The 13,054-nt window shown below is 60.8% G+C and carries 14 protein-coding genes; 8 read left to right on the forward strand and 6 right to left on the reverse strand.

What is annotated here, in order from left to right:
- The first annotated feature begins 26 nt into the window (after positions 1-26).
- From CRX69_RS27775 to CRX69_RS00485, 4 genes are all read left to right on the forward strand, one after another.
- On the forward strand, positions 27-1,157 hold the full coding sequence (locus tag CRX69_RS27775; protein WP_047226194.1) for a uroporphyrinogen-III C-methyltransferase: 1,131 nt from the start codon (positions 27-29) through the stop codon (positions 1,155-1,157).
- On the forward strand, positions 1,154-2,401 hold the full coding sequence (locus CRX69_RS00470) for a heme biosynthesis protein HemY (RefSeq protein WP_047226121.1): 1,248 nt from the start codon (positions 1,154-1,156) through the stop codon (positions 2,399-2,401). Before CRX69_RS27775 ends, CRX69_RS00470 begins: the two co-directional genes overlap by 4 nt.
- Positions 2,402-2,656: 255 nt before the next feature.
- Complete coding sequence (locus CRX69_RS00475; RefSeq protein ID WP_047226120.1) at positions 2,657-3,199, forward strand: disulfide bond formation protein B; 543 nt, start codon at positions 2,657-2,659, stop codon at positions 3,197-3,199.
- A gap of 177 nt (positions 3,200-3,376) precedes the next feature.
- The gene (locus CRX69_RS00485; protein WP_047226119.1) at positions 3,377-3,835 is read left to right on the forward strand and encodes an Rsd/AlgQ family anti-sigma factor; all 459 of its coding nucleotides are present in this window, start codon (positions 3,377-3,379) and stop codon (positions 3,833-3,835) included.
- A 61-nt stretch (positions 3,836-3,896) separates the two neighbouring features.
- Here CRX69_RS00485 and CRX69_RS00490 read toward each other — a convergent pair whose 3' ends face one another.
- On the reverse strand, positions 3,897-4,562 hold the full coding sequence (locus CRX69_RS00490) for an FKBP-type peptidyl-prolyl cis-trans isomerase (RefSeq protein WP_047226118.1): 666 nt from the start codon (positions 4,560-4,562) through the stop codon (positions 3,897-3,899).
- 193 nt (positions 4,563-4,755) lie between these two features.
- On the opposite strand from CRX69_RS00490, the gene CRX69_RS00495 reads away from it, so the two are divergent.
- Positions 4,756-5,898, forward strand: coding sequence for an AlgP family protein (locus tag CRX69_RS00495; RefSeq protein ID WP_107321371.1), 1,143 nt, complete (start codon positions 4,756-4,758; stop codon positions 5,896-5,898).
- On the opposite strand, the gene CRX69_RS00500 is transcribed toward CRX69_RS00495, so the two are convergent.
- Complete coding sequence (locus CRX69_RS00500) at positions 5,895-6,359, reverse strand: TIGR02444 family protein (RefSeq protein WP_107321372.1); 465 nt, start codon at positions 6,357-6,359, stop codon at positions 5,895-5,897. The genes CRX69_RS00495 and CRX69_RS00500 overlap by 4 nt on opposite strands.
- Positions 6,360-6,409: 50 nt before the next feature.
- Here CRX69_RS00500 and CRX69_RS00505 point away from each other — a divergent pair, with 50 nt between their 5' ends.
- From CRX69_RS00505 to rhtB, 3 genes are all read left to right on the forward strand, one after another.
- The gene (locus CRX69_RS00505; protein ID WP_047226115.1) at positions 6,410-8,320 is read left to right on the forward strand and encodes an ATP-binding cassette domain-containing protein; all 1,911 of its coding nucleotides are present in this window, start codon (positions 6,410-6,412) and stop codon (positions 8,318-8,320) included.
- Entirely contained in the window at positions 8,320-8,901 is a 582-nt protein-coding gene (locus CRX69_RS00510) for a mechanosensitive ion channel family protein (protein WP_047226114.1), read from the forward strand. Before CRX69_RS00505 ends, CRX69_RS00510 begins: the two co-directional genes overlap by 1 nt.
- 87 nt (positions 8,902-8,988) lie before the next feature.
- Positions 8,989-9,621, forward strand: a complete 633-nt coding sequence (gene rhtB, locus CRX69_RS00515) for a homoserine/homoserine lactone efflux protein (RefSeq protein ID WP_047226113.1) — start codon at positions 8,989-8,991, stop codon at positions 9,619-9,621.
- A 60-nt stretch (positions 9,622-9,681) separates the two neighbouring features.
- Here rhtB and CRX69_RS00520 read toward each other — a convergent pair whose 3' ends face one another.
- The 4 genes from CRX69_RS00520 to CRX69_RS00535 form a co-directional block, all read right to left on the reverse strand.
- On the reverse strand, positions 9,682-10,425 hold the full coding sequence (locus tag CRX69_RS00520) for a hypothetical protein (RefSeq protein ID WP_047226112.1): 744 nt from the start codon (positions 10,423-10,425) through the stop codon (positions 9,682-9,684).
- Between the two features lie 3 nt (positions 10,426-10,428).
- On the reverse strand, positions 10,429-11,016 hold the full coding sequence (lpoB, locus tag CRX69_RS00525; RefSeq protein WP_047226111.1) for a penicillin-binding protein activator LpoB: 588 nt from the start codon (positions 11,014-11,016) through the stop codon (positions 10,429-10,431).
- Between the two features lie 162 nt (positions 11,017-11,178).
- Positions 11,179-11,550 carry a YcfL family putative periplasmic lipoprotein gene (locus CRX69_RS00530; protein WP_047226110.1) on the reverse strand — a complete coding sequence of 124 codons (372 nt, stop codon included), beginning with the start codon at positions 11,548-11,550 and terminating at the stop codon, positions 11,179-11,181.
- 18 nt (positions 11,551-11,568) lie between these two features.
- On the reverse strand, positions 11,569-12,966 hold the full coding sequence (locus tag CRX69_RS00535) for a COG3014 family protein (RefSeq protein WP_047226109.1): 1,398 nt from the start codon (positions 12,964-12,966) through the stop codon (positions 11,569-11,571).
- Between the last annotated feature and the right edge of the window lie 88 nt (positions 12,967-13,054).

Genomic DNA, 13,054 nt, shown 5'->3' on the forward strand with positions numbered 1-13,054 from the left:
CGTTTTCTAATGCAAAGGATGGATACGTGAGCGAAACAGCCTTGCCAAAAGATCAAGACCAACCCGCGATCGATACGCCGGTTGAAACCCCTGCTCCGAAGGCGCCGCGTCGCGGCAACGGGCTGGCCATTGTCGCGTTGTTGTTGGGAGCCGCCGGCGTGGCCGTTGGTGGTTGGGGCGTGTGGCAGGTGCGTCATCTGCAAGCCAATAACCAGCAGCAGGCCAGTCAGGTTCAGGCGCTCAATGATCAGGCCCAGACCCTCAAGCTCAATGAGCAACGCCTGAGTGAGCGTCTGGCTCAATTGCCTGCGGCGCAAGAGCTGGAAGAGCGTCGGCGTCAGGTCGCCCAGTTGCAGGGTGATCAACAACGACTGAGCCAGCGCCTGGAAACCGTGCTCGGTGCCAGCCGCAAGGACTGGCGCCTGGCCGAAGCCGAACATCTGCTGCGCCTGGCCAGCCTGCGTCTTTCCGCCCTGCAGGACATCAGCAGTGCCCAGGCCCTGGTCCAGGGTGCTGACGAAATCCTGCGCGAGCAAAACGACCCTGGCTCATTCGCCGCTCGCGAGCAACTGGCCAAGACCCTTGCTGCGTTGCGCAGTACCGAGCAGCCGGATCGTACCGGGCTGTTCCTGCAGTTGGGGGCCTTGCGTGACCAGGTGCTGCAACTCACGGAGCTGGCACCCGAATACAAGGATCGTGGTGAGTCGTTGCTGGGCTTGACCGCCGATGGCGATGGCGCCAGCCGCTGGGCGCAGTGGTGGGACCAGATATCGCGCTATATCCGTATCGATTTCAACGCGGATGAGAATGTCCGTCCGCTCTTGGCCGGGCAGAGTCTGGTGCAGGTGCGCCTGGCCTTGAGCCTGGCCCTGGAGCAGGCGCAATGGGCCGCTCTCAACGGCCAGGCCCCGGTGTACACCCAAGCGCTGGCTCAAGCGCATGATGTGCTCAAGAACAACTTCAACCAGGACAACCCGCAAAGCAAAATCATGCTTGAGCGCGTGGCCGAGCTGGCCAGGCAGCCGGTGACGGTTGCAACCCCGGATCTGACAGGGACCCTGAGCAGCGTTCAGGCCTATCTGGAGCGCCGCAACCTGAACGCCGAAGAGTCGGTCAAGCCGCTGGCCAAACCTGATGAGCAGGAGGCCACGCCATGAAACGCCTCTACGTGATTATGTTCGTGGTCATCGCTGTCGCTGCCTTGCTGGGCGTGGCGATCGCCGAACATTCGGGTTACGTGCTGGTGGCATACAAGAACTTCCGATACGAGGCCGGCCTTTGGGTCACCCTGGCGCTGGTGGCGGTGCTCTGGCTGGTGTGGCGGGGCGTGAGCGCCTTGGTTGGCCTGGTGACGACCTCCACTGGCGTGGTCAACCCATGGTCGCGCCGCAACCGCAGCCGGCGGGTGCAGGTGGCCATCGAGCACGGGCAACTGGACCTGGCCGAAGGTCGCTGGGCCAGTGCCCAGCGCCACCTGCATCGCGCCGCTGAAGCCGAGCGCCAACCGTTGCTGTATTACCTTGGCGCCGCCCGTGCGGCCAATGAGCAAGGTCTTTACGAGCAGTGCGACAGCCTGTTGGAACGTGCCCTTGAACGTCAGCCCCAGGCTGAGCTGGCGATTGCCCTGACGCACGCACAATTGCAGATGGATCGCGGCGACACCGACGGTGCATTGAACACGCTGCAAGCCATGCATGATCGCCACCCACATAACGCCCAGACCCTGCGTCAGTTGCAACGTCTGCATCAGCAGCGCGGGGATTGGTCTGCGGTGGTCCGGTTGTTGCCGGAGCTGCGCAAGGACAAAGTCCTGCCGCCGGCTGAGCTGGCTGAACTGGAGCGTCGGGCCTGGGGCGAAAACCTCACCCTGGCGGCCCACCGTGACGAAGACGGCAGTGTCGGGTTGCAATCGCTTAACCGTGCCTGGCAACAACTGTCGTCCGCACAACGCCAGGAATCGGCGCTGGTGTTGGCCTATGCCGAGCAACTGCGGCAACTCGGGGCGCAGGCCGAGGCCGAAGAGGTGCTGCGGGCGGCGCTCAAACGTCACTATGACAGTCACCTGGCGCGCCTGTACGGGTTGGTCCGCGGCAATGATCCGGGCCGCCAACTGCAAGCGGCAGAAGGCTGGCTCAAGGATCACCCGAACGACCCTGGCCTGCTGCTGACACTGGGCCGCCTGTGCCTGCAAAACAGTTTGTGGGGCAAGGCACGGGATTATCTGGAAAGCAGTTTGCGCCTGCAGCGCAATCCCGAGGCCTGCGCCGAACTGGCGCGACTGCTGGCGCAACTGGGGGATGCCGAGCGCAGCAACCAGCTCTTCCAGGAAGGCTTGGGGTTACTGGATGAGCGCTTGCTGGCCGCGCCACTGCCCGTCCCGGCTCAGGTTTTGGCCACTTGAGAGAGAGTGAGTCGTTCTTGAGGGTTGTATGAATCATTGTGGCGAGGGAGCAAGCTCCCTCGCCACGTGTTTATTGATGCCCCTAATGGCGTTAGCAATGCCTTCGGTAAAGTCCTACAGCAAGCTGCGCTTAATCTTCTCTTGCTTGTCGGGAATTCCCTACACCCCTGGTGAAGTGTCTGCACGGCCCCGCCTTGAAAGGCCGGCGGCCTTTCCTCTACCGTAACGGCCTGTCTCTTCTGTTACGGAACCGCCATGTCTTTGGCTTGCTCACGCTTCTTGTTTTTCATGGCTTTCATCGCCGCCGCTCTGGTTTTTGGTATCGCCAGTTACCTTGAATATGCGGTAGGTCTGACGCCTTGCAGCCTGTGTGTTTTGCAACGGTTGTGCCTGATGCTGTTTTTGATGAACTGTCTCGCCGCATGCCTGCATGGTCCTGCTCAGAAAGGCAGCATCTGCTACGGGGCGATGGGACTGGTTTTCGCGTCGAGCGGGTTGACGCTGGCATGGCGTCAGGTTCTGGTGCAAGGCGACTCGCTGGAGCAGTTGCCCGATTGTATCGATCACCTCAAGGCAGTGAGTTCGTGGTGGGGCGCTGTACATCGTGTACTCGAGGGGGCGATCGACTGCGCGAGCATCACTTGGACCCTGTTCGATCTGAGTCTTCCCGAATGGAGCCTGTTGTTTTTTCTCGCCGTGTCTTTTGTGATGTCCTATCTGTTGCTGCGCCTTGTCTGGAACGCTCTGATACGACCGCTCAGCGGCACAACGTCGCAACTGGTCCGGGTCATGGATTAAACACTTGTATGAACTTTATCTCCTGCGTACCTTGAAGCGGTTGTCGTGCGGGCATAATCTGGCCCGCACGTGTTATCGGATTTATGCCGCTCGATCATGTTGTGTCTGGCTTGTCCCTGATCATTTCAGGCGGTGCGCAGGCTGCGAGGGGCATGACTCACAAGGGAAGAAATCACCATGCTCGAAAGTTGTCAGAATGCTCAGGAACGCTGGGGTGGGGTGCATCTGCTGATCGACCGCTGGTTGCAGGAGCGTCACGAACTGGTTCGGGCCTATGATGCTCTCGGCGACAGGCCTGAAGCGCTGAGTGAAAGCCGCAAGCCGTTGCAAGAGTTCTGCGGTGTGCTGGTCGACTACGTGTCTGCCGGTCATTTCGAGATATACGAACAACTGACGAGTGAGGCCAAGGCCTTCAACGATAAACGTGGCCTGGAGCTCGCCGAGCAAATCTACCCGCGTATCGACGTCATCACCGAAAAACTGCTGGCCTTCAATGACCTGTGTGATGAAGGCAAATGCGTAGCGGAAAAATTCAAGGAACTGGGTGGCTTGCTGCACGAGCGTTTCGAACTGGAAGACTGCCTGATCGAAGTGCTGCACAACTCCCACAAGGAAGAAGCGCCGGCCCAGGCTTGAGGATTTTTGCAGAATCAAAAGAACGGTGCGCATTGCGCACCGTTTTTTTTTGGAGTCAACTTCAGGTCGTCGCGCCCAGCAACTCGATTTCAAACACCAGCGGCGTGAACGGGGGGATGACATCCCCGGCTCCTTCGGCGCCGTAGGCCAGGGTCGAAGGAATGACCAGTCGCCATTTTGCGCCTACCGGCATTTGCGGCAATGCACTGCGCCAACCGTCAATCACGCTGTCGAGACTGAACCACTGCGCTTGCCCGTTGGAATCAAACACGGTGCCGTCTGGCAATCGACCGACATACAACACCTGGACCTTGCCGTGAGGGCCGGCCTTGGCGCCATTGCCGGGCTTGAGTTCGGTCAACAGAATGCCATCTGCCAGTTGCTGTGCACCGGGCCGGGCTTTTTCCTCCTCAAGAAATTTCTGCTCGGTTTTCAGTGCCGCTTCGATCTGCGGCGTCGCCGATGACGACGTCAGCCGTGCCTGATGGTCGGCCAGTATCTGTTCGATGCGCTCATCTTTCAGGGCCAGCGGTTTGCCCAGATAGGCCTGTTGCAGACCCTCGACCAACGCCTGGATCTGCAGGTCGGGCACATCCTGGCGCAGACGTTCACCCAGGCTTGCCCCCAGGCTGTACGCCAAGTCATGAGCGTCGTTTGCGCTGGTTTTTTCTGCGGCCTGAGCCATGGAGCAAACCATGCAAAGGAATAAAAACAAGTGACGCGACATGTAGTGTTCTCCGGCCTCGAATGGAGGGGATTATGCCAGTGCCGATATCCGCAAAGGTGGTTTGCCCCGGCAGTGGGGTAGAAGATTTTTCGTCCCTTGCAACGCAACGTCTTGTGTACTGTCAACATGCCCTAGCGGCGGTTGCAGCAGAGGTCTAGTATGAGCCGCACTCACGTCAGTCAGGAGGTAAACCATGTCGGCCACCAAGAAGCCAGTAAACACTCCGTTGCACTTGCTCCAACAACTTTCGGGCAGTCTGCTCGAGCATCTGGAAAACGCCTGCTCCCAAGCCCTGGCTGATGCTGAAAAACTGCTCGCCAAACTGGAAAAACAACGCGGCAAAGCGCAGGAAAAACTGCACAAGTCGCGCACCAAACTGCAAGACGCGGCCACCGCTGGCAAGGCCAAGGCACAAGCCAAGGCCAAAGACGCTGTGAAAGAACTCGAAGATCTGCTCGATGCCTTGAAGGATCGTCAGTCCGAAACCCGCGCCTATATTCTGCAACTCAAGCGTGATGCCCAGGAAAGCCTGAAACTGGCCCAAGGCGTCGGTCGTGTGCAAGAAGCCGTGGGCAAGGCACTGAGCCTTCGTGCTGCCAAGCCTGCCGCTGCCGCTGTATCGGCCAGAAAACCGGCCGCTAAACCTGTCGCGACAAAAACACCGACCAAAGTAGCTGCCAAACCGGCCGCAAAAGCGCCGGCCAAAGCAGCGAGCAAACCAGCCGCTAAACCGGCTGCGAAAAAACCGGTTGCTGCCAGCGCGGCAAAACCTGCTGCGAAAAAAACCGCCGTTAAAGCTGTCGCCAAGCCGGCGGCCAAAGTGGCGGCCAAGCCAGCCGCTAAACCTGTCGCCAAGCCAGCTGCTAAACCGACCGCTAAAACAGCCGCCGCCAAACCCGCAGCGACAAAAACCGCCGCGGCTAAACCGGCTGCCAAGCCAGCTGCTACAAAAACGGCTGCTGCCAAGCCCGCCGCCAAACCGGCTGCCAAGCCAGCCGCTGCCAAAGCGCCCGCCAAAGTTGCAGCTAAACCCGCTGCCAAGCCAGCCGCTGTCAAAGCACCTGCCAAAGCTGCGGCTAAACCGGCTGCCAAGCCGGCTGCTGCCAAACCCGCCGCGAAGCCTGCCGCCGCCAAGCCTGTGGCCAAGCCTGCTGCGAAACCCGCCGTGAAAACGCCTGCTGCCGCAAAACCTTCGACTGCTCCGGCGGCCAAGCCTGCGACATCGACTCCGGCTCCTGCAGCGACCCCTGCGCCAACCGCCAGCACTGCGACCCCGGCGCTGAACCCGAGCGCCGCCCCGGCGCCGAGCAGCAACACCCCAACCCGCGCTTCCTAAGTGCCGGACGCCGCGACGCGCAGCTGATGCAGCGCGTCGCGGTTCCCTTGGTCGGCGCCCGCCACGAGTCCTTGCAGCCATTGCGCTGAATCTTTGGGTTGTTCCCCAGGCCATTCCTTGGTCGCAGTCTCCAGTCGCTCCAGCAATCGTCGCTCGGCTTCCAGTTCCAGTCGCTTGACCTGCTCGCGCAGGCTATCGAGTGCCGTGTCTTGAAGGGCGCGGGCTTTCCATTGGCTACGGAGCGTGCGCAAGGGCTGAACGACGTCCGTGTCCCAAGGGCCGACCCATTGCTGAAGCTGTTGCAGTCTTTGTTCAGTGCAGGCTACCCCGCGCTGTTCCAGCCACAGCCCGCAAAGCAGCAGGCAGACATTGGCGCCGGCGCCCTGCAGCGCCAGGCAGGTTTGTTCCACACCAGGCTTGGCGTAGAGGTCGAGGGAAAAGCTCCATAGATCAGAGGACATCGTGCTACTCGCGCCAGTTGCGAGCGAAGCTGGTAGACTCCGCCGCCATTATGATTCGACTTCAGAACCTGACTTTACAGCGTGGCCCGCAACGTCTGCTAGAAGACGCCGAGCTGACCCTGCACGCCGGCCACAAAGCTGGCCTCATCGGTGCCAACGGCGCCGGCAAATCGAGCCTGTTCGCCCTGCTTCGAGGTGAACTGCACCCGGACTCGGGCGATTGCCTGCTGCCCGCCGATTGGCGTATCGCCCACATGCGCCAAGAGGTCGACACCCTTGAGCGCCTGGCGGTGGACTACGTGCTTGACGGCGACCTGCGCCTTCGTCAGGTCCAGCGCGACCTGGCGGCGGCCGAGGCGGCACACGATGGCGCCGCACAGGCCCGTCTGCACGCGGAGCTCGACAGCGCCGACGGCTACACCGCCGATGCCCGCGCACGCAAACTGCTGGCAGGCCTTGGGTTTACCAATGAGCAGATGGACCGTCAGGTTGGGGATTTCTCCGGTGGCTGGCGGATGCGCTTGAACCTGGCCCAGGCCCTGATGTGCCCTTCGGACCTGCTGCTGCTCGATGAGCCCACCAACCACCTGGACCTCGACGCCATCATCTGGCTCGAAGACTGGCTCAAGAGCTATCCCGGCACATTGCTGCTGATTTCCCATGACCGCGATTTCCTCGACGCGGTGGTGGATCATGTCGCCCATGTCGACCAGCGCAAGCTCACCTTGTACCGTGGCGGCTACAGCGCATTCGAGCGCGCCCGTGCCGAACGCCTGGCCCAGCAACAGCAGGCCTACGAGAAGCAGCAGGCGCAGCGTGCGCACATGGAAAGCTACATCGCCCGGTTCAAGGCCCAGGCCACCAAGGCCCGTCAGGCCCAGAGCCGGATCAAGGCACTGGAGCGGATGGAAGAACTGTCCGCGGCCCACGTCGATTCACCGTTTGATTTTGTTTTCCGCGAATCGACCAAGATTTCCAGCCCGCTGATCGACCTGTCGGATGCGCGTCTGGGCTATGGCGACAAGACCGTGCTGGAGAAGGTCAAGCTGCAGCTGACCCCTGGTGCGCGGATCGGCCTGCTGGGCCCGAACGGTGCTGGTAAGTCGACCCTGATCAAGAATCTCTCCGGCGAGCTCGAGCCCCTGGCCGGGCGTCTGACCCGGGGCGAGAACACCGTGGTCGGTTACTTCGCCCAACATCAGCTCGATTCTCTCGACGCCAAGGCCAGCCCGCTGCTGCATTTGCAGCGTCTGGCACCGAACGAACGCGAGCAGACCCTGCGTGATTTCCTCGGTGGTTTCGACTTTCGTGGTGCGCGCATCGATGAGCCGGTACTGAATTTTTCCGGTGGTGAAAAGGCTCGCCTGGCGCTGGCATTGATCGCCTGGGGCCGGCCGAACCTGTTGCTGCTCGACGAACCGACCAACCACCTCGATCTGGAAATGCGCCTGGCCCTCACCATGGCCTTGCAGGAATTCAGCGGCGCGGTGCTGGTGGTGTCTCACGACCGGCATTTGCTCAAGAGCACCACGGATAATTTTTTCCTGGTGGCCGACGGCAAGGTCGAAGAGTTCGACGGTGATCTGGAAGACTATGCCCGTTGGCTGGTGGATTACCGTCAGCGCAACGCACCGGTCAGTACCACGCCGGTTAACCCGGACAAGACCGACAAGAAAGCCCAGCGCCAGGCCGCCGCCGCATTGCGTCAGCAGTTGGCGCCTCACAAGCGTGAGGCCGACAAGCTCGAAGTCGAACTGGGCAAGCTGCATGAAAAACTGCAAAAGATCGAAACCAGCCTCGGCGACAGCGGTCTCTACGAAGCGGCGCGCAAGGATGAGTTGCGCGATCTGCTGGCCGAACAGGCCAGGCTGAAGGTTCGGGAAGCGGAGCTTGAGGAGGCGTGGATGCAAGCCCTGGAACTGCTGGAAAACCTGCAAGCGGAGCTGGAGGCATTGTCCTGATGGAAGCCTTGGCTTTGCCGATACCCGTCATGTGGGTCGAGCCGATCTGGCTCGGTGTGCAAATACTGCTGATCCTGCTGGCCGGCTACATCGCACAGCGTTGCGTGGCGCGGGCCCTCACGGGCCTTGCCGAGCGCTACCCGTTACCGTCCCAGTTGGTGATCATCCTGCGGGGTGTGCTGCGCTGGCTGATCATGGGCAGCGCGGTGCTGGTGGTACTTGAGCGCCTGGGCGTCTCGGCCACGGTGCTGTGGACCGCGCTGTCGGGGTTCGTCGCGGTGGCGGCGGTGGCGTTCTTCGCCATCTGGAGCGTACTGTCCAATCTGTTGTGCGCCATTTTGATCTACACCGTCGGGCCGTTTCGTCTGGGCGATGTAGTTGAGCTGGTGGAGTCCACCGACAAGCCCGGCATCAAGGGGCGGGTGGTGGCCATCAACCTGCTTTACACCACCTTGATCGAACCCGAGGAACTCGGTACGGGCAGTTCCATGGTGCAAGTGCCCAACAGCCTGTTCTTCCAACGTTCAGTTCGACGCTGGCGCGGCAACGAGGCGTTTCCGGTCGGCGGGTTCGTCGAATAAGCGGGTCTCGATCGTTAAATATCTGTGGTCAACCGTCCGGCGGCGCATTAGCTTAGTGGTTTCAACGAATCTGAGCCGAGGTGTGCAATGGTGCTGGAAACATGGCTGGCGTTTTTCGCCGCTTGCTGGGTGATCAGTCTTTCACCGGGTGCTGGTGCCATCGCATCGATGTCCAGCGGTCTGCAATACGGTTTCTGGCGCGGCTACTGGAATGCCCTGGGCCTGCAATTGGGTCTGGCGTTGCAAATCGTGATTGTCGCCGCCGGTGTCGGCGCGGTCCTCACCGCATCGGCGACCGCGTTTTATGCGATCAAGTGGTTTGGTGTGGCCTATCTGGTTTATCTGGGCGTCAAGCAGTGGCGAGCCATCCCGGGCGATCTCAGTGATGACGCGGCCGTGCGGCCTATCGGCAAGCCTTTGGCGCTGGTGTTTCGCGGTTTTCTGGTCAACATCAGCAACCCCAAGGCATTGGTGTTCATGCTTGCGGTGTTGCCTCAATTCATCGACCCGCATGCCCCGCTGATCAAGCAATACCTGATCCTGGGCGTGACCATGGTTTGCGTCGACCTCATCGTCATGGCCGGGTACACCGGGCTGGCATCCAAAGTCCTGCGCCTGCTGCGCACTCCGAAACAGCAGCGTCGAATGAACCGCACCTTTGCCGGGCTGTTCATTGGTGCAGCGGGGTTGCTGGCGACAATTCGCAAAGCCTCGGTCTAACCCGACGGTTCCAATGTGGCGGGGATAAATTTCCTCGCCACAAAATAATCGCTGAACCGCTTAGCGCAAAATGACCGGCGCGGTATCCCGTGGCAGGTTGTTGCGCGGCGCAGGCTCGCCGGCTTGTTCGTAGTTCGGCCCGCCAAGTTGTTCGCTCAGTTGCCGCGCTACGTCCTCACCCAGGGCCTTGGACACCTCGCGCACGACTCGCGGGCGGTTGAGGTTGATGCGTACGTCCCGATGATTCAGCAGCTTGGTGTCCTGGCCTTCACCCATGGCGGTGAAGGCCGAGGTGATTTCGTAGGTTTTGGTGTTGATCAGGCTGAAGTCCGCCACCAGGGTCAAGGCGAGCACGGCCGAGTAGCTGTTGGTATTGGCCAGTTCATTGATGTCGCGGGTGAAGTCGATGTCCGATACGGTGCCGAACAGCACGTAATCGGCGCCCTTGAAGTGCCCGGCCTTGATTCGCTTGATCACGTCATAGACGTCGCCCGTGGACGAAGCGGTGTGGGGCGTGCCTTGCACGAGCTGGAACATCCCGCTGCGCAGGATTTCGCCCTTGATGTCGCCGGTGAACTTGCGCAGTTCGCCCTGCTCGATATAGCTGGTGGTGGCTTCCATCTCGTCGTAGCTCGACGAAGCGCTGGCGCTGTAGGGGTTCGCCTGGAAGTTGCTCTGGGCCGAAACGGTGTGGATGTATTCCTCCACCCGTTGCTGGTACGCCAGGTCAGTGACCGCGACTTTCGGGGCCGCCTGGGCGCCGAACGCGCAGGCCAGGGCCATGATGCCGATCCATGTGCGCATGGCTTAGCGCTCCGTGGTCTTGCGGATTTCTTTCTCGTCCATCCACTCGGCCAGACCGCTTTCGACGTCGATCAATTGCAGGCTGAATTTGTAGAAGACGTCCTTGTAGTCGCTGCTGCGCTTGACGATCGAGCTGATGGAGCCTTCGAGGCGGTATTTGGCCGCGATCATGTTGCCGGTCTTGGCCACGGTGCTTTTCTTGTACAGGCCGCTCTGGTTTTGCAGCTTGAGCTGGTCAACCTGGCTGTCCATGGCGTTGTTGTCGCTGGCGAAACGTGCCGCACCGGTCTTCATCAATTGGGTCTTGATGCTGGTGGTGATCTCGCGGGTGTCGATGTACTCGCTGGTCTTGTTCTTCACGTCATAGACCTGAACCACCGGGCGGCCCTGCAGAATGCCGGACTGGGCCAGGGAGCGGGTCATGGACTCGGCGATCATTTGCAGATCGGTGGAACCGAATTCGTTGGTCACGGTTTCCACGGCCTTGGTGTCGCCGTAGCTGATGTTCTTGCTGCCCAGGACCGGAGAGTTGTTGGCGCAGCCGCTGACCAGCAAGGCGGCCAGGGCGAGGGATGAAATGCGTACAAACATGGGAGTGCTCTCGAAAGCTGAAAAATTAGGGTTAACGCGTGGTGCCAGTCAGTAGAGCCTTTTGTGGGAGCGAGCCTGCTCGCGATAGCGGTCTGTCAGCCAAGCGCATTGCTGGTTGATGCATTGCTATCGCTAGCAAGCTCGCTCCCACAGGTGTGTGGCTCAAGGCGTATTGATTTCCAATCGGAAATCCACAGCCTTGGGGGTCGGTGCGATAGCCGGCAGGAAACTGGTTTGTTCGCCGTACAGCGTCAGGCTTTTCCAGGTTTCTTCCTCGGCAACCGGAAAGCCTTCCGGTCCCAACCAGGCAAAGCGGTAGTACATCGTCTTGTTGTTGAAGCTGGTGTTGCTCAACTGCACATTGACGGTCAGGTAGCCGTTTTCCCGGGCCACGCGCATGGCGCCGACCACGATGTTTTTCTGCTTGCCCATGGCCACGACTTTGCTGGCGGCGCTGCCCGGCTCCGGCGGCGCAGGGGTGGCGCAACCGGCCAGCAAGGCCAGGACACCGAGGGTGATCAGTTTTAAACGCATTTGAACAAGACTCCGTTCTTAAGGTTGCTTGATGCTGGCGACGGCGGTCGGGTTGGTGCTCGGGATCACCTGGGCGGCCAGGCCACCGGCGAAGACCTGATTGCCCACCGCCCGCAGGCTGATGACCTGGTAACGCTGATCGACGGTAACCTTGACCACCGAACCGCCCACCGCGCTCGGCAAGGTGACGTGGTGTTCACCTTTTTTCAGGCGCAGACGCACCACTTGGGTGTAGTCCGGCAGGGTGCGCCAGGTCCGGGTGTCCGCGCCTTCCAGCACGGCCGAGGTCAGGCCCACCGCGAGGCCGGCCAGGGGATTGGTTTCGTTGATCTGTTTTTGCGCCACGCCCCGGGTGATCGCGCGCACGGTTGTGCGCAGGATGATGCCGGGCATGTCGTCGCGCAGGGCGCGGCGGGACATGGCTGTGGTGCTGTTGAGCTGGGTCAGGTCCAGTTGACGACCGTCGACACCGATTTGAGTGAACGTGGCGGTGGAGGTGTCAGGCTTGATCAGGGGGAATGACAGTGGCGTGATCACCACATTGCCGCTGATGGGCAGGGGCAGGGGAATGCGGATCGAGTCCCGGGACGGCGCCAGGCCGCTCTGCACCACAATCAGGATGTCGCTTTCATCCTTCTTGCCAGCGGGCTTGTCGAGGTTGATCAATGCCTGCTCCAGCAACGGCGTATTCGGACGCAGTTCGGCGGCTTTGCGATAACCCGGAGCGGCCAGGTCTTTTTCGCCCAAGGCTTCATAGACGAACCCGGCCAGGTAATGGCTGAACGCACTCTGATAGCTGTTTTTCAGGCTGATCACTTCCGGCGCGTCGAGGCTGGCCACCGGGTAGCCCTGCAGGTCCTTGTACTCGGTCTTGACCCCTTGCTTCTCGGCGTCTTCCTCGCGCTTGAGGTATTCCTTGTCCCGCAGGTCGGCAATCACCGCTTCGCGCTCGTGGGTTTTCTTGATCTGCATCCGCGCGCCGTCGAAGTCGTTCACGGCCAGCTGGTTCAGGGCCATCTGCGTGGTCAGCATGACCTTTTCGTAGTCATAGCCTTCGTAGCGTCGAACTTTATCGTTGACCAGAAAGCTGCCGAACTGTGCCAGATATTTGCCTGTGTCGAGCTTGACTGCATCTTCCCACTGACCCACCTGCTGATCGGCGCTGGACCAGGCAGCCTGACTGCCGGGCAGGTCGCCCTTGGCGCGCAACAGTTCGCCTTTTTCGAAGAAATACAGCAGGTCTTTGTCTTGGCTGGTGTTGTTCTTCTCCAGCAGGGTCAACGCCGCGTCGACGTTGCCGGAAGCCAGTTGCTGATTGGTCTGGGCCAATTCGCTGTCGTAGTTGCGAAACGCAGAGCAGCCAGACAACAAGGTGATCGCGCCGAGGGCGATCGAAAGAGCGGCACGGGATGCCATGAATACTTCTTCCCTGAGGTATCAGCCGGGGGTGCGGGTCGGGCTGGGACGATCCACGGACGAGCGCTGGGCGCTGTCGGTTCCTCAT

This window comes from Pseudomonas rhizophila, from assembly GCF_003033885.1.
In the GTDB taxonomy this organism is placed as follows: Bacteria; Pseudomonadota; Gammaproteobacteria; order Pseudomonadales; family Pseudomonadaceae; genus Aquipseudomonas; species Aquipseudomonas rhizophila.